The following is a 26,765-nucleotide window of genomic DNA, read 5'->3' as shown; positions in this document are numbered from 1 at the left end:
TCAAGCTGCTTTCTTTAACTCATTATAAGAGGCTTGGTCCATTCATAATATCCTGTAAACTTTCAATATTATCCGAAATATTGTTATCTGTGATGCTTCGCAGCATAAAAAAAAGCGGTTCAACATTGAACCGCTGGACTCATGTTTTTCGCATTAAGAGCACGAATGGTCCCCATCAATGCGTATTTTCCTGTAACATCGCTATGTATTCCTTTCTTTTCACTTCACGCTGCTGTTCATTCAAACGCGGGCAGGTATAACAGTAATCGCTTCCTTCCGTGCGGTAATAAAGACAGCAGGCCGTTTTCATCGGTGGCCGGTAGTCGGGGTCAACCAACGGCGGAAGCGGACGAATTTTCACTGCGAAGGGATTTTTCTTCCGAGCAAAAGCTGCCTCGGGGTCCAGCTCTTCACGTAAAAATCGATAATCCTCATGAAGACGGTTCTTTATCGCTTCGTTGTGCTGCTCCTCCAGCCATGTCTGATGTTCCCGATAGAATCGGGTTGGCCATTGCCCCCAGAGCTGTTGGATGTGGAGTCCGCTTGCCGCCGACAAGCTTTCCAATAGAGGTCTTGCTGTAGCGAAGTAAAATCTCTCCATGACGCTCTCTAACCAATCCCGTCGATCCACTTCGTTCTCAGGAGCTAATACAGCCTGCCAATGACTCATCTCTATGAAATAGCTCATTTTATGGTTGTTGGTCGTCCAATGAAGAGTCATATTCGGTATTGAAAAATCGGGTGCGATTTGCCAAACGGAAATGGCATATTGCAGAGCCAAGGCGATTTTGCTCAGCCAACCCGCGCAAAAAACAGCTGCGACTGCTCGATCCTCCCCACGAATAACGACATTGTATTCATCGAGAAACCGCTTCGCTTCCTCGTCTTGCAGCAGTAAGCGAAGCTCAATTGAATAACTGCCCGTCACGGCATCCGTCCGAATGCCGAACTTCTTTTGTAACTCGTCCAAGCACTTTGGTTCCATATCGTTTGTCCTCACTCTGTTCGTATTCAACCTTCAACGGATACCCGTACCGATGCAGCAAGTATGAAAGACCTTCCTACAAACAACAATCCAAACAGGGACGCTTAAAACTGCCCGATAATTCTACCCTTTCCCCTAGGGATACACAGCGGCGTGCCGAACAAGGGATCTGGTATGACCTTGCAATCCAATTGGAAGACGTCTTTAACAGTTTCCGGCGTCACGATTTCCTCAGGTGCTCCGAACGCATAAATATTCCCCTCGCTTACAGCCACCATGTAGTGTGCATAACGGCAAGCTAAATTCAGGTCATGCAGCACCATGACGATGGTGCGCTGATCCCGCTCATTCAGTTCATACAGCATATCCAATATCTCTACCTGATGGGACAGGTCCAGATATGTCGTCGGTTCGTCGAGCAGCAGCATACCGGTTCCTTGAGCCAGGGTCATGGCAATCCACGCTCGCTGCCTCTGGCCACCGGAGAGGGAGTCCACGGTCTGATCGGCAAAAGCTTCCACGCGGGTAGACTTTAATGCAACGTTCACCATCTCTTCATCAACTGGTGACCACTGCTTCAACCAGCTCTGATGCGGGTATCTTCCCTGGCGAACCAATTGACGGACAGTAAGGCCTTCCGGCGCCGATGGACCCTGAGGCAATATGGACAAGCTCTTGGCCACCTCTTTGGTCGACATCTGGGCAATTTGCCTGCCATCCAGCAAAACCGCGCCGGTGTCAGGCTTCTGCAATCGGGCAAGCGTGCGCAGTAAAGTCGATTTTCCGCACCCGTTTCCACCAATGAATACGGTTATTTTTCCTTCAGGAATCATCAGGTTCATATCCTTGATTACCGTCTTGGGCCCATACCCTACGGTCAGCTCTTTTACTTGCAGCGTTGTCAAAACGGCTTCCCTCCTTAGCTATATCTGATTGCGGTTCCTGAACAGTAAATAGATGAAGAACGGAGCTCCTATACCGGCCGTGAAGATACCTGCCGGAATATCCAGCGGATAGAACAGGGTACGGGCGATCAGATCGGCCATGAAGACGAGAAGCCCGCCGATCAGACCGGACACCAGCATCATTCCCCCATACAATCGGCCAACCAATCGCCGCGCGATATGCGGCGCGATCAAACCGATAAAACCGATCGCGCCCGCGACGGATACGGCAGTCCCCGCCAGAACTACGCTAATGAGGATGAGCAGGAATCGATGCCGCTGTACCTTGACGCCCAGACTGCTTGCAATATCATCGCCAAGCTCCTGGGCATTCAGGCTTCGGCTGAATGCCAGGGCAAGCAAAGTACCAAGCACAACAACCGGAACAATCGTATATACGTTTTGCCAGGAAGCCCCATAAACGCTTCCGGTAAGCCAAAGATATGCTTTGCCGGCCGATATGGCGGGGCTCATGACAATCATTAGCGTCGTTGCCGCTTTAGCGGCAGCGGATAAGCCGATTCCGATCAGCACCATACGAATCGGCGTAACTCCCTTTTTCCATGACAGGCCATACACTAGCAAGGAGATCAGAAGCGCTCCTGCAATGGAGGCTAACGGCAGGAGCTTGATACTTGCGACACCGCCGGCAAACGTAATGAAACTCACCGCGGCTACCGAAGCCCCGCCGGTAATGCCTATAATATCCGGCGATGCCAGCGGATTGCGAATGATCCCCTGCAGAATGGCACCGGCTACGCCAAGAGCCGCTCCGACGAACAAGGCGGTCAATACCCGCGGCAGCCGAAGCGTTAGCAGGATAAAATCGTGCTCTCCCGATCCCGTGCCGAATAAGGTTGAAAGGACGGCATTCGGCGATATGTAGGTATCTCCCCACCCTGTTCCCATGGCAATGGCCACGACAAAGGCCAATAAACCCAGTAGTATCCAGATCAAACTTATTGTCTCGAATTGTAGGTCCATGCTTCCCGTTCGACTTCGAATATGGGTATATCGTTTCACTTCCACGCCCCTCCCTTACGAGCGACATGAATGAAAAACGGAATTCCGATAGCCGCCGTCATTACGCCGATCGGAATTTCATTAGGCATAATCAACAGCCGTGCCGCTATATCCGCGATGATTAACAGCAGCCCCCCCAATACGGCAGAGAAGGGCAAAGCCCAACGGTAATCCCGTCCTGTCAAAGAGCGTGCCAAATGCGGAACGAACAGGCCGATAAAACCCACCGCGCCGACGATGGCTACCGAACCGCCGGCAAGAACGACGATCAGGACGCCGAGCATCAGTTTCACCTGCACGGTGTTTTGTCCGAGTCCTTTCGCAACGTCCTCCCCGGTCATAAGCAGGTTGACCGCCCGGCCCATGAACAGGGCTGCCACGCCCGCTGCCGCCATAAACGGGAACAGTGGCAGGACCTGATCAATCGAGCGGCCGCTCACGGAACCTGCCAGCCAAAACAACACATCCTGCAGCCCGTTTTCATTCATGACAAGAATAGCCTGCGTACCGGACGAGAATAAGGCGGTTATCGCTGAACCGGCTAGAACTAGCTTAATAGGAGTGAGCCCGTCGCGTCCCAACGAGCCCAGCCCGTACACGATGAATGCGGACACCGTCGCACCTCCTACCGCGTATAAGGCCAAATGCAGCATCGGGCTGCTTGGATTGAGGAGCGTTGCCAGCACGACCAGCAGGATCGCGCCTGAGTTAATGCCGAAAACGTCCGGGGAGGCAAGCGGATTCCGGGTTAATGCTTGCATCATGGCCCCTGCCAAGGAGACCGCAGCCCCTACCGACAAAGCAATGACTGCCCGGGACAGACGCTCAGTCCGAATAATGAGATGGTCGACCTGTTCCGGATTATACTGGGTAAACGAAGATACGAGCGTAACCCAAGAATAATTCGTCCGCCCCAGCAGCAGGCTCGCAATGAACGCGCCGGCCATCAGAATGAATGCGCTGAGCAATAACAGGGCATTGCGCTTGTTCATTTGTCCAACTCAAACAAATCGTACAGACTATCGAGCATTAGGTGCGCCGACAGAATGCCTCCGGCCATATTCCAGGAGACTTCATCAACCATATAGACTTGGTTGTTCTTGACGGCATCCAGGTTTGCCCAGAGGGGATGGCTTGTCCAATCTTTGTAATACTTCTCTACCGCTGCCATATCGTCACCCGAGTTGAAATTGAAAATAACGTCAGCATTCATATCGGGTATGCTCTCCTTGGAAGTCAACTGAACGCCCCATACCTCCGCATCGTGTCCCTCAGGACGAGCGAATCCGAGTTCTTTCAGAATGCCTCCGGCATAACCCATGTAGAAGATTCTCGCATGATCCGCCCTGAAATTAGTGATGGTCGCTTCGATGGGGAGGCGATCCCCCATTTTCTGTTTAAAGTCGTCAACTCTGGAGTCCCATTCTGCCATAAGTTCTTTGGACTTATCTTCCCGATTCAGAACCTCACCCATCAAATTGACCGAGGCTTTCCAGTCGTATACTTCACCGATCATGACCGTGGGTGCAATCTGGCTGAGCTGATCATAGATGCCTTCATGTCTCGTTTTCGTTGCGAAGATAACGTCTGGCTTCAACTTGTAGATTTCTTCAAGATTTGGCTGAACCTCCGTGCCGAGCTGGGGAACGTCGTCTAACTCATCTCGCAAATATTCATACACCGGTTTTTGTAGCCAGGATTCGACAATGCCGACAGGCTTAACCCCATATGCGACCGCTGCATCGTTCGCTCCTTGATATAAGGTGATGATGCGAGTCGGGTTACCTTGAATTTTGGTCTCGCCCATCTCATGTTTTATGGTACGAACTTCCGATTCGTTGGCCGGAGTTATCGCTTCGCTCTGGCTGCCTATTGTTGGCGATCCGCTTTGTTGCGAAGCAGGTTCCTTCGATACACTTCCCTGATTTTGTCCACACCCCGATACTACGAGTACAATCACCAGCAACATGGCAAACAGCCACGGTTTTTTCCAAACTTGCATCTGTTTCTTCTCCCCCGTCATCTCTATGAATTAATAAGTCAATACCATTGATATTGATTCTCATTATTAATTATAAAAAAAGCCTAGGGCATGAACATAGGTAATTACGTCCACTCTTTGGACAAATCCGACACAAGCAAGTCATGCAGACGGTCCAGCAGCAGATCATGCGAATAGGCAGTATACATTGTATATAAATGCTGGCTCTCCAACAGTGAGTATACCTCCTGATTCCGCACCGCCCTTTTCGACTTCCATCTCGGGTCCCGATTCCATTGATTCAAGGTCTGCCGGATGGCCGCTTTGGTTTGCTGCGAGCCGTCATTTCGAAAGCTGGTCAAAAAAATGATATCTGGATCGTAATCGAAAATGTCCTCATAAGCTATCTCGCGGTACAGAGGAATGGAGCCCAAGCCCGAGGGCGGCTTAAGCCCCAAATCGTCATAAACCACCGCACCTACGTTGCGCTGACCAAACAGACAGAGTATACCGTTGCCGAGACCGATGATCAGGGCTGTTTTTCCATCGACATACGGCTTGATGCTTGCGCGAACACTCAGGGATTTTGCCTGATACTTTTCAAGCCATAGCCCCGCCTCCTTGTCCTTCCCGGTTGCCGTGGCTATTTTACAAAACTGGGTACGCCAATCGTCATAGAAAGGAATGCTTATCGTTTGCGTGATATGCTCAAACATTTTTGCCTTGGCAGAGGTTTCCTCGTCATAGATATCGCATGTGAAAATGACATCGGGGTTCGCCGAGGCCAGCTTGTCCAGATCAGGTCGGAAATGACCAATTTCAATCGTATTATGTAACGCGATCGGATAATAGGAATTGACGATGGCAGCGTAAGGCTCAATTCCAAGTGCAAGCAAATGGCCGGTCAGATGGTGGTGAAGGGATACGATTTTATCCGCCTTTTTCATTTGCTTCACATACATGGACGGCGACATGCCCGTCATCATTCGGAATTTGCGGCTAAAATAAAATTCGTCCGCATAACCGATGCGCTGGGCGATCGTCCGAAACGAGTCCTTCGTTAATAATAGCTCTTGCTTTGCGTGGTTCAGCCTGACCGCCGATAAGTAAGACATCGGCGATTTTCCAAGCTGCCGCTTGAAGATTCTCGTGAAATAATCGCTGCTAAGACCTGCACGCTCTGCCAAATGCTCTCGGCTGATATTGCGATGATAGTGACGATGAATGTATTCAACGGTTTGCTTGACCACTCGTTCATGTTCGGTATGAGGTTTTTCGGCTGCATTCTCCATGATCATTATCAGCAGCTCTAGAAACATATGCTGGGCCTTCAGCTGATCCACACGTTCCCCACTCCACTTGGTTCTGATATCCAGCACGGATTGGTACAACGACGGGAAAGGACCCACCTCAACCTCGATAACTCGGCTTAAGCTTACAGGCGCATAACGATAAGCTTGCGTTTCTTCCAGCATGACAAACTCCAATGCCAAACTGCCCATCGATTCGGACTTATCCTCAATCCAAAGACCTGCCGGCAGCAAGATGACCTTATGAGGGCCGACATGATAAGGCTTCCGCTCAATTGTTATCTTCTGCTTATCAGAGAACACAAGAAGCATAAGGTGATTGTTGTTATCAACTTTCATACCGGGCGTATCTTCCGGAGACCGTGCATGGACAAGCTTGTACAGATAGCCATGCATTTCCGTTAACTCCTCGAACATATCAACTTCCCCCTTTGTTATTGAGAAACATTCTCATTATATTTTATGGGTGAAGGTATGACTTATCAATGCCAAGTTTTTATCCTTGAAGTGAAGCATCGCTGAATTCACTGCAAGCCCACGGAACGAAAAAAAACCAACCGCTATACCGGGTTGGTTTTCCATCATAAAAGAGATTAACTATGCACCAGTGCTTTTAAGCTTAAACCTAGCGTTTCTGAAGTTGTATCTTGAATTTCTTCGAAGAGGGCCGGATTCTTCGAAAGCGACATCCCGTAAGAAGGAATCATTTCCTTGATTTTCGGTTCCCATTCCTTCATCTGCTGCGGGAAGCATTTCTGCAATACCTCAAGCATCACGTGAACGGCCGTCGAAGCCCCGGGCGAAGCACCGAGCAGGGCTGCGACCGAACCATCCGCGGCACTAACCACTTCGGTCCCGAACTGCAGCGTGCCCTTTCCGTTAGCCGTATCCTTAATGACTTGTACGCGTTGGCCCGCCACGACGATTTCCCAATCCTCGCTCTTCGCGTTCGGGATGAACTCGCGCAGCTCTTCCATGCGCTTCTCATTCGATAGCACCACCTGCTGGATCAGGTATCGGGTCAACGCCATTTCTTTAACCCCTGCCGCCAGCATCGTGAAGACGTTATTCGGTTTGACGGAACCGATCAAATCGAAATTCGAACCCGTTTTTAGGAACTTCGGCGAAAAGCCGGCAAACGGACCGAAGAGCAGTGCTTTTTGGTTATCGATGTATCTTGTGTCCAGATGGGGCACCGACATCGGAGGTGCGCCGACCTTGGCTTTTCCGTATACCTTGGCATGATGCTGCGCAACGACTTCTTGATTCTTGCAGACCATGAACAGTCCGCTTACCGGGAACCCTCCGATATGCTTTGATTCGGGAATGCCGGTTTTTTGCAATAAATGCAGGCTGCCGCCTCCGCCGCCGATAAAGACGAACTTGGCCGTATGGAACTCGGTTCTGCCGTTATCGATATCCAACACTTTTACTTTCCACGAGCCATCGGGAGTACGCTTGATATCCTTCACGCTGTGCTTGTAGTTGACCTCCACGTCTTTGTTCTTCAGATGCTCAAACAGCATGCGCGTTAAAGCGCCAAAGTTAATGTCCGTCCCAGAATCGATTTTGGTTGCCGCTAACGGTTCGTTTGATGTGCGCCCTTCCATAATAAGCGGAATCCATTCCTTCAGCTGCTCGGGATCCTCGGAATATTCCATTCCTTGAAAGAGAGGATGATTTGACAGCGCTTCAAAACGTTTTTTCAAAAAGGCCACGTCTTTTTCGCCCTGAACCAAGCTCATATGAGGTATAGGCATGATAAAATCCTGCGGATTGCGAATCAGATTGCTGCTTACCAGATAAGACCAGAACTGCCTTGAGACCTGGAACTGCTCGTTGATGTTGATCGCTTTGCTGATGTCTATAGATCCGTCAGGTTTTTCGGACGTATAGTTAAGCTCGCACAGTGCGGAATGGCCGGTCCCCGCATTATTCCATTCATTGGAGCTTTCTTCCCCCGCGCTTGCGAGTTTCTCGAACACTTTGATCTCCCATTCGGGCACTAGCTCCTTCAGTAAGGCTCCCAATGTCGCGCTCATGACGCCGGCACCAATCAAGATTACGTCTGTTTTTTTGTCCATGTTGCTCATTATACCCTTCCTTATCCCATATATTTGAAAAAAGAGTAGGCGTCCCTGCTAAAAATGTCGATAAAAAGCAAGGCGTCTTCTGAAAACACACCTTTTCTGTGTCAATAATCACCATATTATAGTCTATTATAAATATTGATAGATTAAAATATCTATTATTATCTAATCATTATAAACGATTTCAAGTAGTTAACAAAGTGAGAAGATCCTCCACAATATCCGACAACTGATAATCCGGCTAACGTCATACCAAAAAAAGCCGCGAGGATCGCGACTTTATGCGGGTTTCGACATGGTTTTCCCGTGTTGCGGTTACTTCACGTTGCCGAGCAGCAGATTCGTCTGAATCTCCAATTGCTTTTCAAGCGAGATCAGGTCGCCTGCGGAGAACTGGTTGATATCCAGCGTGAAGATACGGTTGTTTTTGTAAGCCGGAAGGGATTTCCACAGCGCGCTCTCCAATATCTCGTTGGCTCGTTCCCCGCCCCCGTCCGCATCGTAGACGGTCACGAACATGTAATCCGCGGCCATGTCCGGCAGCGATTCCAGCGAAATGTCCAAACCGGCGCCTCCGTTTACGACCTGCCCTTTCACGGCTTCAGGCGGCTGATAGCCGAGACCGGAATAGAGATTACGGGTTCCGCGGCCAAAGCTTTCTCCCACAACCCAGAAGTTTTTCGCCCAAATCTCGTAAACGCCAACGGTTTCTCCTTCCTTGACCACGCCGTTCAGCTTGGTTTTGGCCTCCGCCAGCTTCTCCTCGTAATGCCGGATTGCCTCCTCGGCTTCCTCCGATTTCCCGAGAAAATCGCCGAATTCCCGCAGCTCTGCATACAAATCCTTAGCTCCCCATGGAATGACAATCGTCGGTGCGATTTTGACGAATTGTTCATAATTCTTGTCCGAAGGCCGAATAATAAGGTCGGGATCAAGGGACACGATTTTCTCAAGCGCCGCTTGATCATCGCCGATATCCTCGATTCCGTCCGTCAGGTCCTGCAAAAAATATTGATTCAAGCTGGCCGTACCTGCCCCGACCGGCTTAACGCCCAAGGTCAACAAATGGCCCAGGTATTGCGTCGCAACGATTCGCTTCGGTTCCTTAGGAATCTCGATCTCTCCCATAACCGTATCGAATTTGCGTGTTGCTTCTGTTTGTTGACCCGCTTGGTTCACCACCTTCTCGCTTTGCTGTCCAGAATCCCCGCATGCTCCCAATACGATGACCAAACTTCCGATCAGAGCCAGTTTCCAACCTTTAAGCCACTGCATCCATTAAACCCTCCACCTATTGATAATGATTATCATTATTATATTAATAGGGAGAAGGCTCGTCTATTGCGCTCCGTTTGCGGTTCTATGGACATTTGTAAGAAGTTCGGTTTGGATGCTTAATTGCTGCTCTAACGCTATCGGATCATTATGCTTAAACAGCTCCAGATCGAGTAAGAACACTTTGCCGTTGCGAACGGCGGGCAGGCTCCTCCATTCCTTGCTGTTCATAACCCGTTTTGCATATGCTGCACCTCCACCCGCTTCCCACACGGTTACGAATATATAATCCGCCGCATGCGCGGCAAGCATATCCGGCGTTAATTCCAAGCCGATTCCTTCTCCCAGGACGTAATCAGTCAGCGGCTCCGGCGGCTGAAAGGAAAAGGTCCGGTATAAATTGCGAAGGCCTCTGCCATAGGCGATATTGACCGCCCATAACCGGTCCTGCCAAAACTCCAGTACAACTGCCGTCGCGTTATGAGTACTGATTCTGTTGGCGACCATAGAGGCTGCAGCTTCCTCTTTCGCCCGAAACGCAGTAATCCACTTCTCCGCCTCCCGCTCGCGATTCAGCGCTCTGCCCAACCGGAGCAGCTCGTCTAAGGAGTCTTCCTGCCCCCATGGAAGCGAGATCGTTGTTGCGAGCCGGGACAAAGGCTGGCTGTTGGGTCCGGACGTAACGATCAGATCAGGCTGCACGGAGGCAATCGCACGGTGCGATTTGGCATCTCCGATATCCGCTACATGCTTAAGCATTCCCCTGAAGGGGCGGGCGCGCAGCAGATTCGATGACGTTCCCACGGGCGTAAGTCCGAGCGCCAGCAGGTGGCCCAGGTATTGAAGCGCCACAATACGCTTTGGCCGCTGCATATAATCGCGTGGAGAGTGGCCGAAATGCTGCTTGAATTTCCGGCTTAAATACATGCCGTCTTGGTATCCGACCTCCCGTGCAATGCAGTCGAGATTGCGATCGTCGCCATCAAGCAATGCCTCTCTGGCTTTCTCGAGTCGCAGCCGGGTTAAATACTCCGTGAAACCGGAGCCCGTTGCTTTTTTGAACGATACGGAAAAGTGCTCCGGCGTAAATCCAGCCCTCTTTGCCATGTCGTTGCGCGTTAAGGCTATGTGATAATGCTTCTCCATATATTCAACTGCAAGTCTCATACGCTCAAGCCAATCCTCTTCCCGATTCTTATCGTTCGTTGATCGCAGCAGCGCACTCAACAACTGTTTGAATACTGCGTCGATGCAAAGACGAGCTGCAAGTCCTCCGCCTCCTGCTTGATCTTGCATTCGTTGGCTTAGTTCTTGAATCAGGACAAGAGCTTCGTGCGTTGCGGCGAAGGGAAGCTTGCCGGTGTCCATCAGTGCAGACAAATTCTTGATGTATACCCTGTTGCACGTGGTGCTCTCCTTGAGATCCCATACTTCATAACGCAATTCGTAAACCTCCAGCGGCACCGGGGAAGACGGCGTCCGTTGAATGTCGACGATCGAACCCGGCGGACAATAACAGACAGCCTTCGCCTTCAGTCGGTGCTTTCCTCCGTTCAAATATAAGTCGCCGGAGCCTTTATGGATCAGGTATAGGGTATGCGTCTCCATGAAACCCCCGACTGGCTCTTCGGCGTGACCTTGCTTTATGTACCGTACTCCCAACAGCGAATATTGCGTTTCTTCCATGCTGGCGCTCCTTCTGACGAACTCCTGTTTTAACCTATTATAATCTCATTGATAATCATTCTCAATAAAATAGTGTGTTTAGCTCTAGCTGAATTCTCTCTTATAACTGATGAAATCAGAAAAAATAAAAGCGCCATTTCCTTGTGGACTTGGCGCTTTTATGGATTTAGTGAGGGGCCATTTTGCCGGGCATTTGCGACTGGATCGGAGCCGTGGCGTAGCTGTTCTGCATATACTGCATATCTTGCTGAGGCAGCTGCGGCACTTGATAGTAGCCGTGCTTGTTTTGATACAGCGAAATTTCATACGCCATTTCGATGCAGTTGGGAAGGGAATCCGCTAGGACGCGGCGCACAACCGGATTCGTGGATTCCATCGCTGCATTCGTTTTCATGGTAGCGCCGGATTTCACGGCGTTCAGCATGCTGAGCGCGATGGTTTCATCATTGATCTCGGCAGTGGACTGCATCGGTTTTTTCGGTTGACCCGGTTTCATGCCGTAGATAAAGTCGTTCCCCTGCTTCATTTTATAGCTTTGCGTCGACTTGGATGGATCTTGTCCTGTTTTGAAGCATTCTAAGGTGATATTATATTCATCCGCCATAAATTGCTTTTGGCGCTGCAAGATATCCCGAAGCTCCGGATCCTGCACATGTCCGCTCAGCATGGTATACGTGTTCATCGTATTGATGGCTCCTGCCAGTACCTCGTGTACATCGAACATTTCATGACCGCCATGGTTCAATTGCGGTGGAATCATGCCGGTTTCCATGTTCTGATGATTTTGCTGTTGTTCGAATTGCATTCATGTACCTCCTATGGGTTTTTCGATTTTTATGCAGCTATAAATCCACGATGGTGGCGCTGCGAACGGATTGCATTTGCAGTCCAGGTTTATTGTTCATTACATGAATCAAAAGTATTCAGGCAACCGGCTTATTTCTGATCCATATCGTCAACAGCAGCATGAACGGCAGGGCAACCTGGAAAACCGGGGTTACATAAGTCAGGACAATCTTCACGCCTAGCCATATGTCGCCGGACCAAAAGCATATTCTCAGATTCGATTACAGTTCTCAGGGTGGGGACTACTTTGTCCTATCCAAATATATCGAACCGATCGATGCCTACCTCGTTACATATAGGCGAATGAGTGATTTTCTGAAGCCTCTGAACCGGAATCGGCGGGTTTTCTTCGCCAGCATCGTGATCATCCTGATCATCGGATTGGTCGTGATCAGCACCTTTTACCGTAATTTCTATAGCAGGCAACGAATAGAGCAATCCTTCAGAACGGACGGTTAGGGATCCATTTAAATGTATTATGATGGAGTGTCCTTAGGCGCTTGTCTTATTTTGCCATTATCCATGCTGCCTTCATCGGGAAGCAGTTTCTTTAACACAAAATTCCTTACCTCAAATAATAAATCGACCGTTTCTCCCTAGCGGGAAACGGTCGACTCCCCAGATGCTTTTCGGTGTTGCCGATATTATGACTTATGCCGAAGGATCGGTCTTCCCTTCGTCTTCAATCGCTACGATTTCACACAAGGTTCGCAGCCCCGTCGTATAACCCAATCGCCCTTGCGAATGATCCCAATAGTAGTAATCCCCGTGCATCCATATCAAATCATACGCTTCGCCCAGAGCTGCATGGCGGACAACGAAAGGTCGAACGTTGTTATGAGTCGAGTTTTCGGTGACTTGGTTTATTTCGGCGATCGTCCCGTCATGCGCTATGACGCATTGATGAATTTCGAAAACCTCACCGTATATACCCTTTACAGGGATTGACATGTACACGGTGGAAGGGTTGTTATGATCCAGCGTCATGCCCCCGGAATAGCATAATTCTCTTTGATCATTTTGGTGGAACCATCGTCCGCCATCCGCCAACGGTGTAATCCGCCAATGCGAGCCGGACCACTTAGCGTAACAATAATGGTGGCGATCCTTATCCCCATTGATCCTAACAAACAAGATCACCGGGTATCCCTCTTTATCGACGGCTATATCCCAGTTCCAGTTGCGTATGCCCGGCTGGCAATCGACCAAGTGGGCCGGATCGGTTTCTTTGTTATCCAGCTTCAGCGGCCCGCGGTTCAGATCTGCGAGCTGATGTCCATCAGCGCCATGCAGCGTCAGGGTATTCACGTCCAAATACGAATAGTACAATGAATTCGGAATCATATTGTCCGGATGCGTATAGGTATACGACATCATAATTTTGTCTTTGCCGTTCGTTTCGTACTTGGCATACGGCCTTTTTCCGGTTTCTTGTTCAGAACACCTGGAATCCACGATCTGTTTCGGTTCCATGTCGCAAGTGACGTCGCCATCCGGATCCGGCAGCGTGTACCTAGCGACGGTCGGGTGCCAATTCATGCCCCGCCACAGCAGATAGAAATAACCGGGCTGATCCGTCATCACGAAGGGAGAAGGATAGGTGGTGTTCCCATATCCCGTGGTAGCGATGATTTTTTCAGGCCCTAAGGTTTCTAGATCGTCAGGACGGGCTGTGACGCGATAATAAAAATATGGGGTTGTCGAGTGCTCGGCATAAAAAATCATCACCCGGCCGTCGGGCAGTACCAAAAACGTCGGATTGTTATGGTCATCCTGCTGGAAACCCGCCCGCACCCGCACTTGCTTGCGTTCTTGGGTCACATGATCATATTGAACCGCCTGGATGCTGCCCGCAACATCGATGTACCCGATGTATGTCTTGTCGCTGCCCGTTGCGGCATTGACATGTCGCAGCGCCCTCGGATCGGCAAACCAGCACCAGGCACCATCACCGGTAAGGGTTGTAGGGATGCGTTCGATGCGTTCAGGTTCAGCATTAAGGTTTATATTGGAATTCGTCATTTGAGACCTCCTCGCTTCCTTGTCGGATCACTTGATTGCTTCGTGATTATCCCCTATCGTTTCATGGCTGCGAATGCATCCAGCTGAATCTGCAGCTCCTTCATGAAACTCGGGAATCCAGCTTCGCTCATCTGCTGCCTCGCAAGCGCAAGATCAGCATCGATACCTTCGGACATGCCGACGGACAGCGGTACGATGTAATGCGATCTGACTGCCTCCATGGCTGCGAGCTCCGCCGTTATCGGTACCGTATCGAAGCGGAATCCCGCCAGCGGGCTCTCTCCGTTCTCTACGGCCCGTTTCGCGCCTTCCGAATGCAAATGCTCAACGATGGCCTGCCATTCTCCCGGTTATTTTTCCAATTGGCTCATGCTGCCGTCATACAATCCCGTCCAGCCCGGCTTATTGTTCTCCGATTTGATGCCCGCGTAGCTGATGTAATCCCCCTCCAGATTGTAGTTCTCCCCTTCCACGCCATACAATACAGCAGGAGATTGTAATATGTACGATCCGTGTGGGCCTTCTCGATCAGCTTAAGCGCAATTTCCTTATGCTTGAAGAGCGGCCGACCGAAATCATCGTAATGTTGTCCGGCGTCATATAAGGCATGTAGTTCGGCACGTGGTCGAGATAATAAGCAAACCATCCGTACTCGCACTCGGGAAACAACTCCTTAAGCACTCCGATGTAGCCGCTGCTGATTTCGCCGAAATGGTTGTTGAATTCCAGCGGCTTCTTATCCGTTTTCATCCATTCCAGCGTTTCGCCGGTGGCGTTTCCCTGGGCGGCCAGAATTCGCGGCTTGATAGAAACGATCCATTCCGCTCGCTGGCTCGCGCCCATCGTGATGCCCTTCATTTGTACGACGGGCTGCCCGTTTGGACCGCGAATGATGCCTGGGGTCCCTTCCTCGCGAGGATTCATCGTGGAATTACTTGCAATTATGGTGCAATAACGGAGCATGTGTCCGCAAGGTCACCATAATAAGCTCATTTCGGTTAAATAGCGTATCCGCTGTCCTCGTGATCTCAATATTCGTCCGATATTACCAAAATAACACCAGGGATTTGCGCCGTATGACCATTTCCCTCATTAGGACCACGGCTATCGATCCAGCTTCGTTTAACTTCATGGATTTGCGATAATAGAGGACCCTGGTTCCGCTATTTCTTTGATTTACCTATTTTCACAGCCATATGCGGACAAGAGATCCGCTATTGCAGGATTTAGCGTGGAATCATTTACGATTATGGTGCAATAACGGATCCTGGGTCCGCAAGGTCACCATAATGAGCCCATTTCGGCAAAATAGCGAATCCTCTGTCCTCATGGTCTCAATATAAGGCAACTCCAGCTCGAAGCTGAGCCTCTTCTATTCGCAATGCCCATAACGTGCCGATTCCAAGGCCCCCTTCCCTACATTCATAAGTTCCGCAGATTCTTAAAGACAACGCTTTCAATTTTTCGAATGGCTCCAAACTTTTCCTGTCTTCTTGTCCGTATTTTATATCAATGCGTCTCCATTTAGCTACTATATAAACGGCTTTCGGTTCCATCATTTTCGCATCATTTTGCCTGGAACAGTTAGATAAGGATAAAAAAAGCTGCCTTTCAGCAGCTGATTTTGGACTCATTTAAGGATGGCCTAAGTAAACACGATTACCTCCGACGAGCGGCCTCCGCCAAATCGGTGAGCCACTGCGCCCTCTCCCCCTCGGCTTTGGCGGCTATCTTCTTCAGCTTGTCCGTACCGCCCCAGATCAAATATACGATACGCTCCACCTGGTAATACGGGAGGCCGCGAACTTGATCGAGCAGCAGTCTGACGTTTAGCCCGTGTTCCATGTCCGATTGGATCTTCATTTTCATTGAATCGTTGCAGTGCAGCATGCACTTTACCAAGGTTGGAATGGTTTCCGTATGAACACCATGCCGCTCAGTAAAAGCTATCGTGAAATGGTTTTGAACGGATTGGTGTTCGTCATCAACTTTGCCCATGTATTCCTCCACCAATGGGAAAAACGTTGTATCCTTCAATCCGAGGCCAAAGACGGCGTAGCTTCCCGGCATGCAGTTTTTTTCCCCTTCCGTATCCGCATACCATTCAAACGGCTCCATCGCTGCTTTAGCATACTCCTCCATGAAGGGATACAATTCCGGGTATTCCAAGGCGTTGGCGAAGAACCGATGCGTTCCCGACTTAGCCAATCCTTTGATCGGCAGCCACTGCTTGACCGGGGATTTCAGTTTGATTTGGTAGCTTTTCGGGAATCCCAAGCTGAAGAGGCGTGTCAGAAACCGGAGCGCGCGAGCGTAACTCTCCCCCGTTTCCTCCTTAATGGCTATGGAGACCTCGGCAAACACATCGTTGGCCGTACATTCCACCATTTCGTCACGTAAACAGACGTCTTCCTTGGCGAAGGTCCCGCTTCCTTCTTTACTCAATCGTTGGGCCCGTTCGCTTCCAAGATCCTTGGCGCAATTCAACATAGCCAATCCTGTGCTTCTGCTATAAGAGGGCTCGTATTTCAGAATCAGGATGGCGGCATAGATCAGCAGATCGATTGGACCTTGCTCGGTATTTTCCAAATGAATGTCGATTTTTTTCTTGTATTCTCGCTGCCACTGCGTCCCGATATTATCAAAATAACGAGGAAGCCAACGCTGCTCCGCCCAATTCCGCAAAGCCGTAATTAGATTAGAACGATGCTCTGCGAGATGTTGGTTCCCTTTGTTCAATTGCTGAATCCGCTCAAAAACGGCAATGATCCAGGCGGGATCCGCGTCTGGAAACAGTCCCTCGTCCAGGATGTGCCTGGACAGGAAAAACGTCTCCAACGGTTTCGTCGGATAGGTTCCCGCTTCTAGCTTATTGGCAATATAGATTGAGATTCGTTCCTGTAATTGCTTCTTCTTTGTCTCATCTGCGTATGTAAGAATACAAAGGTTAAGATCGCCTTCCCGCACTCGAAACTTGCCGTTAAACGTAAACTGATAATCGATTAATGAGCTTGGCATCTCGTCCAATTTACGCTGCATGTAAGAGGATAATTTAGGAACGATGTGCTCTCGCACAAGTTCTTTGGTCAACGGCTCCCCAGGTGTGCCCCTGTCTCCAGGCATCGATAAGTCCAGCTCGTCGTCCGTCATGCTCACTCTGCCCTTGTTATATTCGAGCAGCGCATAGTCGTGAATCCCGATCTGCAGCGTAGTACGCTTTACGATTTTGTCCGCGTTTTTATCGCTGATATAAGCCATCCATTTGTCGATCTCCTGTTTCATTTCATTCAAAAGTGTTTCCAGTGTCTGATCCATGTTCCACTAATACTCCTTTATATCATTTCGTATTGTTCCTCATCTGCGCTAACAGCTTTGGCCAAATGCGGCTGTCTCTCTTTCTCCTTCATACCCTTTCACTCTCCTTGATCATGACTTAAGCCTCCATTCGCCACTCCCTCATCGATTTGATTCCAACCAAATCTTGGAATATGCTGCTTCATCTATGATACTATAAAACCGACTCATTTAAAGATCATTTCTAAGAGAATACATTCGTTTCTGGAATAAGGAGGTTGTTCATTGAGCGCAAAACAATGGATCGCAAGATGGGATACGGAGCAATCCACTGAAGTGAATCAGGCATTGGCTGCCGTTACAGGCAAACATAATATGCATAAAAAAGAACGGAGATTCCCTTCCTCTCCCTTTGGATTGACAGATGCAGGGCAAGAGGATTTCCGAGGTGTCACCTTGAGTGAGATTATCCAGTTCCTGGATGTTCAGCATGTTGATTTATCTTTTGCCAAGTTTATGGACGGAACGGGTCTGAACTCATCCAGGTTTACGCATTGCCGCTTTGATGGAATGAAACTTGGCGGTTCGTTTGTGACTCGTCATTTCAATCATTGCTCGTTTCGAAAAACAAATTTAAAAAAAGCCCGGATTGGAGAAAGGTTTGAGGATTGCGATTTTACCGGAGCCAATTTAAGTCACGCCATCGCACGCGACGCGGCCTTCGTTCGATGTAACTTCTCCAATGTTAATTTTCGCGGAGCACATCTGATGTACTGCCTCTTTGAAGAATGCAGCTTCAATGAAGCAATCTTTCATAACGGCTCCTTATCCGGAAGCCGGTTCGTAAGTGAAGCGGAAGCTCTACCGGTTTGGGATAATACAATTATGGAGCACGTCAAGATCAACGGAGAACCCTTTGCTTAATTTTCGAACCTGCGAGCCCAACACCCCATCCACTACCAAAGCCCTCAAGATCTACTGGTAAAAAGCCGCGATTTCGCGGCTCTCTTCCTCGCGCTAAAACATCGTCGCGCTGAAAGCTGCGATGATTAAAGCTCTGGTCGAAGCCGTATTTACCCATCAGGTTAAGCGGCTGACCAGCCTATCGATCCACGCCAATTCGCCTTGAACCTGGGATACCGAATACCGCAGAACCTCGTCCCGGAACAACTCGTCCCCGCCTTCATCCAGTCTTCTCTCGATATCTGACAGCAGCTCTTCCAAATCCTTCTTTCTCCTATGTAAAATCCGATTCCGGTCCTCCTTCGAAATACGATCGAACAGGGACACTCTAACCATGAATTCGATTTGATGTTTTGCATCTTTTTCGGTGAATTCGTTAATGAGGTTTGCGATTTGTTCCCTCCCTGCTTCTGTAATTTCATATACATACTGATTCGGTCTGCCTACCTGCTCATTTCGATGTTTACGAACAAATCCCTCATCCGTAAATTTTCGCAATGTCGGGTATAACATGTTGTGATTCACGTCCATCAAATAACCGAGATCTTTCTGTATTTCTTTTTTTATTTCATACCCGTGTTTCGGGGATTTATCGATTTGGATCAGAATGAGAAGTTCAAGATACATGATCGTTCAGGCCTTTCGTCGACGGATTTGACAATACCGCTGCATATTTAACAGCACATCTCTAGCGTATATGTTCAACCAAAATCCGACAAGGAAGAATATAAACAGAACTTTGGACATGGGTCATTGGAAACTATGACCAATTATAACTATATGTTAAATTAACATATGTTATATTACACTAGCATTGGAGGGAATGTAATGAATCATGAGATCATCTCCTTAGAGGAAATCACGCAATTCCGTTCACCGATCGAAGAATTCAATCCTTATGAATGGTACAAACACAAATTGCAGCATGAGCCCATCGTTTATAATCAGGCGACCCAAACCTGGAACGTCTTCCGGTACGATGACGTCAAGAGGGTTCTCAAGGATCATGAATATTTCTCTAGTGTAAGAACGCGGACGATGATCAGCGTTGGCGCCGATAATGACGAAGGCCAGAAAATGAGCAAAATCAACCTGCAATCAGACCCCCCGGAACACCAAAAAAGCCGTGCCTTGATATCCGCCGCTTTCACCCCTCGCAGCTTGAAGCTCTGGGAGCCGCGCATTCAAGAGATTGCAGACCAGCTTCTGCAGGAAATGGGAGACGCCCATGTCATCGATATCGTCCAACATTATGCCAGTGCGCTGCCAACCATCGTCATAGCGGATCTGCTCGGAGTCCCTTCCGAAGACCGGTTATTATTCAAGGAGTGGGTAAACCATCTGTTCCTTCCCCTGCCCAAAAACCATTCGGAAGATGTACAAGAACTGAAACGTCATGCTGCCAAGGAATATTACAACTATCTCTATCCTCATATCGTCCAAAAAAGAGCCAATCTCGCGGACGATATCATCTCCGACCTCATTCAAGCCGAGGTGGACGGGGATCGGTTATCGGACGATGAGATCGTCCGAACGACGATGTTTATCCTGGGTGCAGGCATTGAAACGACGACTCATCTGCTAGCTAATACGTTTTATTCCTTCTTATATGACAACAACCAAATTTACGGGGAAATCCAGGCTAACCGCGAGCTCCTTCCCAATGCCATCGAGGAAATGCTGCGTTATCGGTTTAACATTGCAAAAATGGATCGAACCGTCAAACAGGACAATCATGTACTCGGCGTAGATATGAAACGAGGGGATCTCGTCGTCGCTTGGATGAGTGCTGCCAATATGGATGAAGAGGTATTTGAGGATCCCTTCACCTTGAACATCCACCGTACCAATAACAAAAAACATTTAACCTTTGGGAATGGCGCTCACTTCTGCCTGGGTGCTCCGCTGGCACGGCTGGAAGCAAATATTGCGATAAGCAGGTTCATGGATTTCTTCCCGCGCATTGAACCCGTTCCTGAATTTAAACTGGAAGATAACCTGAGTCCTTCTGCGGCAGGACAAATGTTGACTCAGCTTCCTATCCGTGTTCATCGATAAGGCTGACCTGTCTCATTTTATTTGGTACATCAAAAAAAGCCCTGCACAGCAAGGGCTTATAATATCGGGAGACCCTGCTTGTTTCTGAAATGACAGGGTCTCTCACTTTATTAGCAAATCATTCTATTGTTTTTTACCTCTTGGGTTCATACCAGTAACCGGGCCGCCCGTTGTTTAAACGCATGAGCGCTTCCAGGAAGAAATAATCGCCCCAGATGACAAAATCGTCCGGCGCAATTCCCCCTCTGACAAAATACGAACCATGCCGCAAAAAGCCTTCTTCGTCCGGATTACCCTTCGTAAAATATCCCTGTACCATGGAATCCATGGAACGCCGAACGGCATCAAGGAGAAATTCCCTGCGGGGATCATCGCTTGACAGCTGGTCGGCGATTTCCAGCATCCCGCAAGCGGCAATCGCAGAAGCAGAGCTGTCTTTAGGCGTAAGTGCCGTTGGAGGAACGTCGAAATCCCAGTAGGCGACATGATCATCTGGAAGGCGGTCGATGAAATAACGCGCCATTCGAATCGCCGTGTCCAAATATTGCGGTTCTTCGAAATAACGGTAGGCCAGCGCGAATCCATATATGCCCCATGCCTGCCCCCGCGACCACGTCGAACCATCCTGAAATCCTTGATGGGTACCTCCGCGCACGGCATCCCCCGATTCGGGATCAAAATAAAAGGTATGATAGGATGAGGCATCGCCGCGAACCAGGAACTTCAGGCTTTTGTCAGCATGAATGCGGGCGGCTTCGGCATATGCCGATCTCCCGGTCTGTTCGGTTGCCCAGCACAACAAAGGCAAATTCATCAAGCAGTCGATGATGATCCGGCCGCCGTTTTGGGGGTCATGTTCAGGGCCCCACGCCTGGATAAGCTGAAGCGTGGGCCTCCATCGTCTCATGAGCGCATCAGCCGCCTGAAGAGCCGTGATCTTGGCCGCTTCGTCCCGTTCAACCATCCATTGCGCCAGTGCAGATAAAGAATACAAGAAACCGATATCGTGATGATCCAGATTTTTATGCTCCGCTAATCTTGCTTGAAATGAATGCGTGCATCGGACTGCAGCTTCACGGATATAGGAATCCTGACCGTACTCGCAGCTCAGCCACAGGATTCCCGGCCAAAATCCTTCCGTCCAATCCGTATGATCCACCAGTCGGTATTTGCCGTTTCCGTTTCCGACATGCGGAAACCGATCTTCAAACCGGGCGATATTCGCTTTGGTCGTATGCAAGGTTTGTTCTATGACAGCGTTCCAGTCCATCTTGCCCTCCCATAACTTATTCATTTGGTGCGGCTCCATCCAAACAGAGCCCGCTCTTCCATTCTCAACGCTATTTCGGCTCGACTTCGTCCAGGGTCATTCGGTATTCCAGATCTTTCATGTACGATCCATCCGCGTGCAGAATGACCATACCGAAGTCCATATTCCCGCCGTTTCCATGGACGATCGCGACCAGCCGGTTAAGGCCGCTCTTCAGGGCAAGCTCAAGCTCTGGCTCCGGTATAAACTCGCCGTTCAAAAAAATGGCGTACGGTACATCCGATTGGATTCTCATGTATCCCTTGCGGTACGGCTCGGTTCCATCAGGCACCTGTACGAAACAGCTCAAGAACCATGGCTCATTCGCGACATGGGAGATCCGCATCTTCCCGTCCTCGGACCTCCGCTCTTTTTTCTGCATCCAGCCGTACAGGCTTTCTCCCAAATTATTCAGCGAATATTCGGGATCGGTATAATACGTCTTCATGGCTTCGAAATCGACGTAAGGCGGGCAAGACAGCGCCATTACCGCTTCCACGGCCCATGCGCCGTCAGCCTTCTCGCTCACCAGTAAGCGGTCATCGAAGGCAGCGCCCAGATTGGCGAGCAGACGAGTGTACAATCGCAGCGCTTTGTCACTGTCAAGATCAGTCAGAAGCTGCGAACAGAGAATGGAACCTGCCCCTATCCTCTCTCCAACAAGAAAAGCACCGGGTCGGCGAGCGTTCCTGCAGTTGATTTCAACCAGCGCAAGACGGCTGTATTCGGATGTGTAACCATTCACGAAATAATCCTTCCAGGCAGTTCCCTCGATGCTTACGCACACATCCGCCGTGCCCGGCACTTCCAGCCGATCGCTGGCCAGCGGCCGGTTCACGACATCACGCGGCGAAAGGAACACTTTATCGAAGCCGAACAAATCAACCGGGCTAAAGCCGCGCACGGCGTCGTGGGAGTAATCTGCCGCTAGATGGTAGGCCTCGTGCGGCTCCACGCGTACCGGACGGCCCAACAAGCGGGCAAGCGTGTCCTGCTGACTGCTGTCCGCCGGCAGGACAAGCACATGCCCGCCGGCTTCAGCATAGCGCTTGACGGCTTCAGCAGCGCCAGGCGACCCAAGCAGGCAGGCTTCGGCCATGAGCAGGCCGAATGATGGCTCGGAGGATTCGCGCTCCGCAGCTTCACCTATCACCGCTGCGGCATCCAGCACCTTATAACGCAGCCGAAGTCGGTCGAGGAACGCTGCCGTTGTCCCGCCAGGGCTTACCAGCGCTCCTGCCGTCCGCATGGCCGGGACGGCAGCTTCCTCGGACCGCCCTGCATAAGCCAGCAGGTTGCGCAGCAGCAGACAGGCTTGCGGTACTCGGTCTAGATTGGCCATGATCTCCAGCTGATTGGCCAGAAACATGCCGCTTCCGCTCCGATATTCCAGCAGCGGCGACCAAAGATCCCCCCCGTCGCCGAAATCGCCGGCGCTGCACTCCAGCAGCAGGGTGAAATCGCCATGGACCGGCTTTTCGAACGCGGCGCGTATGATCGGCAACGGCCCTTCTTCACGCAGCTCCTCGTGCCAGAACATCAGATCCTTGTCGCTCAAGCCCTTCAGCACCGGGTGACGGTAATCCCCGGCATGGGCGCGCAGAAATGGCCTGCGCGACAGCGTAATCCGACCGAGCGACAGGCCGGTCTGCTCCAGCAGAAGCAGGCGTCCGCCCCTTGCAACGAAGGCTTTAAGCTCCGCTTCCAGCCTGCCGTCCGGATCCTCCGCATTGCTGCCAATAATCAGCAAATCATCGGACGACAGCAAGGCGATCGCGTCGCGGTTCGCCCGTTCGCAGCCGGGTACAAGCCGGCGGATCCGGATATAATCCTCCTCAGAACCCCAGTAAGCCGCCGGGCGGCCGACTTCGACAGGATCATGGAGCAAGCTTCCCGGCACAAGCCGGTATTCCTTGCGCAGCTCAAACATCAGACGCTCGCCATGAAACAGCGAGGCCTTCAGCAGCGCCGTCCCTTCCGTATCCACGGGGATGGGAATCCACGTGATTTCAAAGGCCTTGGACTCGGCCGGCTCTTGACGGAACGTGAAGATACGATCCAGCACGATCGTCTCCCCTTGCATGACCTCGCATTCAATCCGCACGTCTTGTGCGGACAGCGTGTCGTTGAAGACGTCAAAGCTGCGCGAGATGGGCGCGTCGTCGAAGAAGCAGCCGTTGTATTCGGCCGCGAACATCGTAACCGGCTTCAACGCCTCCGCCATGATGGCGAAAGCCGGATTAGGAAGATACATCGGATGATCCGGGAGCATACCGTTGTTGATCGTCAGCGAATAGGCCGGGATCTTCTTGGGGCTTACGCCGGGCAAGCCCGGTTCCAACGGCGGAGCTGCGACGTCGTTCTCCGGCATCGACCGCATGAAATAATGGGCGAAATTAAACGTGGCTATGCCCGAGACGCCTTGCCGCCGCGCATACTCCACGAATAGGCGTTCCTTGTGCGCCAGCCCGGCCGTGCTTTCGTCCGTACCGCGATAGGCCTGCAGCCCTGCGTACATGCTGGCGTTCTGCGGGCATATGTACCACCATCCGCCGTGTTCGCCGAATGTCAAAGGGATGGAACGGTCCCATTGAGCAATGGTGCCGTCGATGTTGTAATGACGGCTCTCCACTTCCGTATGCGCTTTGGACAGCAGCCGATTGTCCCCTTCTGCGATGATCGGCCGCGTTGGATCCAGTTCGCGCATTGCCTCCATGAAGCCGGGAATCTGCGACCTGTAGCCGTCCCGGCCGTCTACCCAGCGCATTTCGTTCTGCAAGCTCCACATGATGACCGAAGGATGATTCTTGTCGCGCCGAACGAGCCGCTGAACATGCAACCGACAATGGGCCAAGTATTCGGGATGGTCGGCGAGCATGGATTTGCCCGATCCGTATATGGCCGTTTCGTCGATAATCAGCATGCCCTCCTCGTCGGCAATCCGCACATAATCTTCCGGATAGGGTTCGGCATGCAGACGGATACTGTTGATTCCGACAGACCGGCACATCCGGTACCAATTACGGATATACGTCTCCATCTGCTGGAGTCCGCCTTGAAAATGCCACGAATCGCCGCGAAGATGGATCGGGATCCCGTTCAGCATAAATTGAGGACCTTCGCACCAAAATTCGCGGAAACCGAATACCTCTTCGCGCCGGTCGAGAACCTGCTCACCTGCTACAAGTTCAAGCACCGCGACATAAAGGAATGGCGTGTCAGGATTCCACAGCTTGGCGTCCTGCCAATCCAGGGTGAAGGAGGCGCGATAAACCGCTCCGACGCGTTCGTTCTCGCACAACCGAAGCATCCCAACAGCCGAGGGATCGACCTGTTCAGCGAGCTGCTCCGCCAGGAGGACCGGAACGGCCAGCTTGTCTTCGGCTTCCGATCTGCCTCCTGTCCTTCTCTCCACGAGGTGCCTCTCCGTTTCAATTCCACGCCCCTGAGCTTGCTGCGGCTTCGCATCTTGAGCCCCATATCGATGGATGCCGCTGCCTGACGAATCGGCATCCCTTGCCTCCGAAAGTTCTCCATCCTGTCGCAATACGCCAAGTTCCCGCACGCTCAGCCTCACATGGATCGGCCCAAGAGCCGCAGCCGTTTCTGTCGTCCCGGCGATGACCGCAAGCTCCAAGCGCTTCTTCCGCACAGACGTGCAAATGGTTACATCCTCCAGTGAAAGAACCGGGTAGCTTTCCAGATAGACATCCTGCCATATCCCTCTGGCGACATTGCCAAACCATGAACCTGTCAATCCCGTCACTTTCTCCATGCCGGACGGCAGCTTCACTCTGTCGAAGCTCCCGCATAGGACATGGAGATGATGCTCACGGCCCGGCGCTACGCTCGACGTGATATCGAGCCGCAGCGGCAGGTAGCCGTCCTCCCAAACCGCGACTTCCGCCCCGTCGAGAAATAGGACGGCTTTTTGCATAATGCCGTCCAGCCGCAGGACGATCCGCTGACCGGCCATGTGTTCGGGAATCCGGAAGCAGCGGTGCAGAACGCCCGCTTCCGCGGCGTCCCACGCCTTGGGATAGCTGTAGAGATCCATCGGAGCATATCCGTGCTCGTGAATTTCGCCGAACATTCTGCCGTTTGGCTGCTCGTACGACCGTCTCCAGCTGGAAGGAACTCGGACGGGCTCCGGCTCGTAGACGATCTCATCCGGAAGCTGCCGGCGCTGCGGCTGATCGTACAGCGGCATGAAGTCCCACTCTCCGTTCAGGCACCATCGGTTACGCATGCTTTGTATCCTGCCTTTCGTCGGAGATGCGCACTTCCCGTACAAGCTCCAGCTCCCGCCAGATCTCCTGTCCGCTCGACGCCTCCTCCCACTTGATAAAATGCGGATCCATCGCCGCCGCCCAATCATCCGGCCGGAGCGAAGTATTCAGCTTTCCCTTGTAGGGCGCTGGCTCAAGCGTAGCGGGAAGCTCGGAGTAGAAGAAGAGCATATTCTCATGCAGGCCGATGATCCCGTACTTGTCTCCATCGCCTGGCCGTTCTTCCTGGTACTGATAATGATAGTACACGTAGCTGGCCGTCTCCTCGGGCTTCAGCCGGGCGATCCTTCCATACGGCACGCTGTCTTTATTCCTGCGTTCCCAATGCTGCTCCGAAGCGGGGGCTTGGTAATGAAAAATATCGGTCATGGCCGCCCATCGTCGTTCTAATCCCCCTCCCGGCCAAACGGCCAGCCACGAATTGGCTTCCGGCAACAGAATTTCCGGAAGGACCTGCTCACCTCGGCATTCATAATAAAGAAACAATCGGCTTCCATCCGCAAACAAACTTAATCGGGGTACGCCCTCCCGCTTCATCGCATCTTCAACCGCTTGAATAAACCGTTCCCCGCGAAAACGGGAACGGATATTTCCCTCGATTTCCTCGGCCCTATATAAACATCGTTGCATGAATGGCATGCAGCACCTCCTGCTGTCAATTTTGATGTTACAGGATGTCTCAATTTCAAG

General features: G+C 51.0%; 22 protein-coding genes. 3 read left to right on the top strand and 19 right to left on the bottom strand.

Annotated elements, in window-relative coordinates; genetic code table 11:
* Positions 1 to 175 precede the first annotated feature (175 nt).
* The 10 genes from GYMC10_RS13990 to GYMC10_RS13945 form a co-directional block, all read right to left on the bottom strand.
* Positions 176 to 970 (bottom strand): (2Fe-2S)-binding protein, encoded by a 795-nt coding sequence (locus GYMC10_RS13990; protein ID WP_186326415.1) that lies wholly within the window; start codon positions 968 to 970, stop codon positions 176 to 178.
* A gap of 119 nt (positions 971 to 1,089) precedes the next feature.
* A complete protein-coding gene (locus GYMC10_RS13985; protein WP_015735064.1) occupies positions 1,090 to 1,890 on the bottom strand; it encodes an ABC transporter ATP-binding protein in 801 nt (266 codons plus the stop codon).
* Positions 1,891 to 1,908: 18 nt separating this feature from the next.
* Complete coding sequence (locus tag GYMC10_RS13980; RefSeq protein ID WP_015735063.1) at positions 1,909 to 2,952, bottom strand: FecCD family ABC transporter permease; 1,044 nt, start codon at positions 2,950 to 2,952, stop codon at positions 1,909 to 1,911.
* Positions 2,949 to 3,944, bottom strand: coding sequence for a FecCD family ABC transporter permease (locus GYMC10_RS13975; RefSeq protein WP_015735062.1), 996 nt, complete (start codon positions 3,942 to 3,944; stop codon positions 2,949 to 2,951). Before GYMC10_RS13975 ends, GYMC10_RS13980 begins: the two co-directional genes overlap by 4 nt.
* Entirely contained in the window at positions 3,941 to 4,954 is a 1,014-nt protein-coding gene (locus GYMC10_RS13970) for an ABC transporter substrate-binding protein (protein ID WP_015735061.1), read from the bottom strand. Before GYMC10_RS13970 ends, GYMC10_RS13975 begins: the two co-directional genes overlap by 4 nt.
* A gap of 104 nt (positions 4,955 to 5,058) precedes the next feature.
* Positions 5,059 to 6,660 (bottom strand): helix-turn-helix domain-containing protein, encoded by a 1,602-nt coding sequence (locus GYMC10_RS13965; protein ID WP_015735060.1) that lies wholly within the window; start codon positions 6,658 to 6,660, stop codon positions 5,059 to 5,061.
* Between the two features lie 176 nt (positions 6,661 to 6,836).
* A complete protein-coding gene (locus GYMC10_RS13960) occupies positions 6,837 to 8,336 on the bottom strand; it encodes a malate:quinone oxidoreductase (protein WP_015735059.1) in 1,500 nt (499 codons plus the stop codon).
* A gap of 312 nt (positions 8,337 to 8,648) precedes the next feature.
* A complete protein-coding gene (locus GYMC10_RS13955) occupies positions 8,649 to 9,608 on the bottom strand; it encodes an ABC transporter substrate-binding protein (RefSeq protein WP_015735058.1) in 960 nt (319 codons plus the stop codon).
* A 63-nt stretch (positions 9,609 to 9,671) separates the two neighbouring features.
* The gene (locus tag GYMC10_RS13950; RefSeq protein WP_015735057.1) at positions 9,672 to 11,294 is read right to left on the bottom strand and encodes a helix-turn-helix domain-containing protein; all 1,623 of its coding nucleotides are present in this window, start codon (positions 11,292 to 11,294) and stop codon (positions 9,672 to 9,674) included.
* Between the two features lie 166 nt (positions 11,295 to 11,460).
* Positions 11,461 to 12,099 (bottom strand): spore coat protein, encoded by a 639-nt coding sequence (locus tag GYMC10_RS13945; RefSeq protein WP_015735056.1) that lies wholly within the window; start codon positions 12,097 to 12,099, stop codon positions 11,461 to 11,463.
* A 344-nt stretch (positions 12,100 to 12,443) separates the two neighbouring features.
* Here GYMC10_RS13945 and GYMC10_RS32545 point away from each other — a divergent pair, with 344 nt between their 5' ends.
* A complete protein-coding gene (locus GYMC10_RS32545) occupies positions 12,444 to 12,599 on the top strand; it encodes a hypothetical protein (protein WP_187293016.1) in 156 nt (51 codons plus the stop codon).
* Between the two features lie 192 nt (positions 12,600 to 12,791).
* Here GYMC10_RS32545 and GYMC10_RS13935 read toward each other — a convergent pair whose 3' ends face one another.
* From GYMC10_RS13935 to GYMC10_RS32540, 5 genes are all read right to left on the bottom strand, one after another.
* Positions 12,792 to 14,162 (bottom strand): BNR repeat-containing protein, encoded by a 1,371-nt coding sequence (locus tag GYMC10_RS13935; protein ID WP_015735054.1) that lies wholly within the window; start codon positions 14,160 to 14,162, stop codon positions 12,792 to 12,794.
* A 53-nt stretch (positions 14,163 to 14,215) separates the two neighbouring features.
* The gene (locus GYMC10_RS31575) at positions 14,216 to 14,482 is read right to left on the bottom strand and encodes a DUF3502 domain-containing protein (RefSeq protein ID WP_015735053.1); all 267 of its coding nucleotides are present in this window, start codon (positions 14,480 to 14,482) and stop codon (positions 14,216 to 14,218) included.
* Between the two features lie 30 nt (positions 14,483 to 14,512).
* Positions 14,513 to 14,635, bottom strand: a complete 123-nt coding sequence (locus tag GYMC10_RS32945; RefSeq protein WP_261979718.1) for a hypothetical protein — start codon at positions 14,633 to 14,635, stop codon at positions 14,513 to 14,515.
* 55 nt (positions 14,636 to 14,690) lie between these two features.
* Entirely contained in the window at positions 14,691 to 15,086 is a 396-nt protein-coding gene (locus GYMC10_RS31570; protein ID WP_015735052.1) for a hypothetical protein, read from the bottom strand.
* Positions 15,087 to 15,821: 735 nt separating this feature from the next.
* Positions 15,822 to 17,477, bottom strand: coding sequence for a DUF6138 family protein (locus GYMC10_RS32540; protein WP_015735051.1), 1,656 nt, complete (start codon positions 17,475 to 17,477; stop codon positions 15,822 to 15,824).
* Positions 17,478 to 17,792: 315 nt separating this feature from the next.
* On the opposite strand from GYMC10_RS32540, the gene GYMC10_RS13915 reads away from it, so the two are divergent.
* The gene (locus tag GYMC10_RS13915) at positions 17,793 to 18,380 is read left to right on the top strand and encodes a pentapeptide repeat-containing protein (RefSeq protein ID WP_251495263.1); all 588 of its coding nucleotides are present in this window, start codon (positions 17,793 to 17,795) and stop codon (positions 18,378 to 18,380) included.
* 156 nt (positions 18,381 to 18,536) lie between these two features.
* On the opposite strand, the gene GYMC10_RS13910 is transcribed toward GYMC10_RS13915, so the two are convergent.
* A complete protein-coding gene (locus GYMC10_RS13910; RefSeq protein WP_015735049.1) occupies positions 18,537 to 19,046 on the bottom strand; it encodes a PadR family transcriptional regulator in 510 nt (169 codons plus the stop codon).
* A gap of 201 nt (positions 19,047 to 19,247) precedes the next feature.
* Here GYMC10_RS13910 and GYMC10_RS13905 point away from each other — a divergent pair, with 201 nt between their 5' ends.
* On the top strand, positions 19,248 to 20,477 hold the full coding sequence (locus tag GYMC10_RS13905) for a cytochrome P450 (protein WP_015735048.1): 1,230 nt from the start codon (positions 19,248 to 19,250) through the stop codon (positions 20,475 to 20,477).
* A gap of 133 nt (positions 20,478 to 20,610) precedes the next feature.
* Here the strand turns inward: GYMC10_RS13905 and GYMC10_RS13900 are convergent, their stop codons facing one another.
* The 3 genes from GYMC10_RS13900 to GYMC10_RS13890 are packed head-to-tail and all read right to left on the bottom strand — an operon-like array spanning position 20,611 to position 26,714.
* Positions 20,611 to 21,771 carry a glycoside hydrolase family 88 protein gene (locus GYMC10_RS13900; protein ID WP_015735047.1) on the bottom strand — a complete coding sequence of 387 codons (1,161 nt, stop codon included), beginning with the start codon at positions 21,769 to 21,771 and terminating at the stop codon, positions 20,611 to 20,613.
* 46 nt (positions 21,772 to 21,817) lie between these two features.
* Entirely contained in the window at positions 21,818 to 26,035 is a 4,218-nt protein-coding gene (locus GYMC10_RS13895; protein ID WP_015735046.1) for a glycoside hydrolase family 2 protein, read from the bottom strand.
* The gene (locus tag GYMC10_RS13890; protein WP_015735045.1) at positions 26,028 to 26,714 is read right to left on the bottom strand and encodes a hypothetical protein; all 687 of its coding nucleotides are present in this window, start codon (positions 26,712 to 26,714) and stop codon (positions 26,028 to 26,030) included. The genes GYMC10_RS13895 and GYMC10_RS13890 overlap by 8 nt, the downstream gene beginning before the upstream one ends.
* Positions 26,715 to 26,765: the final 51 nt, after the last annotated feature.

Origin of the sequence: Paenibacillus sp. Y412MC10, from assembly GCF_000024685.1 — a bacterium.
Lineage (GTDB): Bacteria > Bacillota > Bacilli > Paenibacillales > Paenibacillaceae > Paenibacillus_AQ > Paenibacillus_AQ lautus_A.
The sequence above is the reverse complement of the archived record's forward strand: the minus strand, read 5'-3'. Positions and strand labels throughout refer to the sequence as shown.

Coding starts and splice junctions, on each gene's coding strand:
- GYMC10_RS13975 (WP_015735062.1), bottom strand. CDS start 3,944: ATGAACAAGCGCAATGCCCTGTTATTGCTCAGCGCATTCATTCTGATG.
- GYMC10_RS13970 (WP_015735061.1), bottom strand. CDS start 4,954: ATGCAAGTTTGGAAAAAACCGTGGCTGTTTGCCATGTTGCTGGTGATT.
- GYMC10_RS13965 (WP_015735060.1), bottom strand. CDS start 6,660: ATGTTCGAGGAGTTAACGGAAATGCATGGCTATCTGTACAAGCTTGTC.
- GYMC10_RS13960 (WP_015735059.1), bottom strand. CDS start 8,336: ATGAGCAACATGGACAAAAAAACAGACGTAATCTTGATTGGTGCCGGC.
- GYMC10_RS13955 (WP_015735058.1), bottom strand. CDS start 9,608: ATGCAGTGGCTTAAAGGTTGGAAACTGGCTCTGATCGGAAGTTTGGTC.
- GYMC10_RS13950 (WP_015735057.1), bottom strand. CDS start 11,294: ATGGAAGAAACGCAATATTCGCTGTTGGGAGTACGGTACATAAAGCAA.
- GYMC10_RS13945 (WP_015735056.1), bottom strand. CDS start 12,099: ATGCAATTCGAACAACAGCAAAATCATCAGAACATGGAAACCGGCATG.
- GYMC10_RS32545 (WP_187293016.1), top strand. CDS start 12,444: ATGAGTGATTTTCTGAAGCCTCTGAACCGGAATCGGCGGGTTTTCTTC.
- GYMC10_RS13935 (WP_015735054.1), bottom strand. CDS start 14,162: ATGACGAATTCCAATATAAACCTTAATGCTGAACCTGAACGCATCGAA.
- GYMC10_RS31570 (WP_015735052.1), bottom strand. CDS start 15,086: ATGAATCCTCGCGAGGAAGGGACCCCAGGCATCATTCGCGGTCCAAAC.
- GYMC10_RS32540 (WP_015735051.1), bottom strand. CDS start 17,477: ATGGATCAGACACTGGAAACACTTTTGAATGAAATGAAACAGGAGATC.
- GYMC10_RS13910 (WP_015735049.1), bottom strand. CDS start 19,046: ATGTATCTTGAACTTCTCATTCTGATCCAAATCGATAAATCCCCGAAA.
- GYMC10_RS13905 (WP_015735048.1), top strand. CDS start 19,248: ATGAATCATGAGATCATCTCCTTAGAGGAAATCACGCAATTCCGTTCA.
- GYMC10_RS13900 (WP_015735047.1), bottom strand. CDS start 21,771: ATGAATAAGTTATGGGAGGGCAAGATGGACTGGAACGCTGTCATAGAA.
- GYMC10_RS13895 (WP_015735046.1), bottom strand. CDS start 26,035: ATGCGTAACCGATGGTGCCTGAACGGAGAGTGGGACTTCATGCCGCTG.
- GYMC10_RS13890 (WP_015735045.1), bottom strand. CDS start 26,714: ATGCCATTCATGCAACGATGTTTATATAGGGCCGAGGAAATCGAGGGA.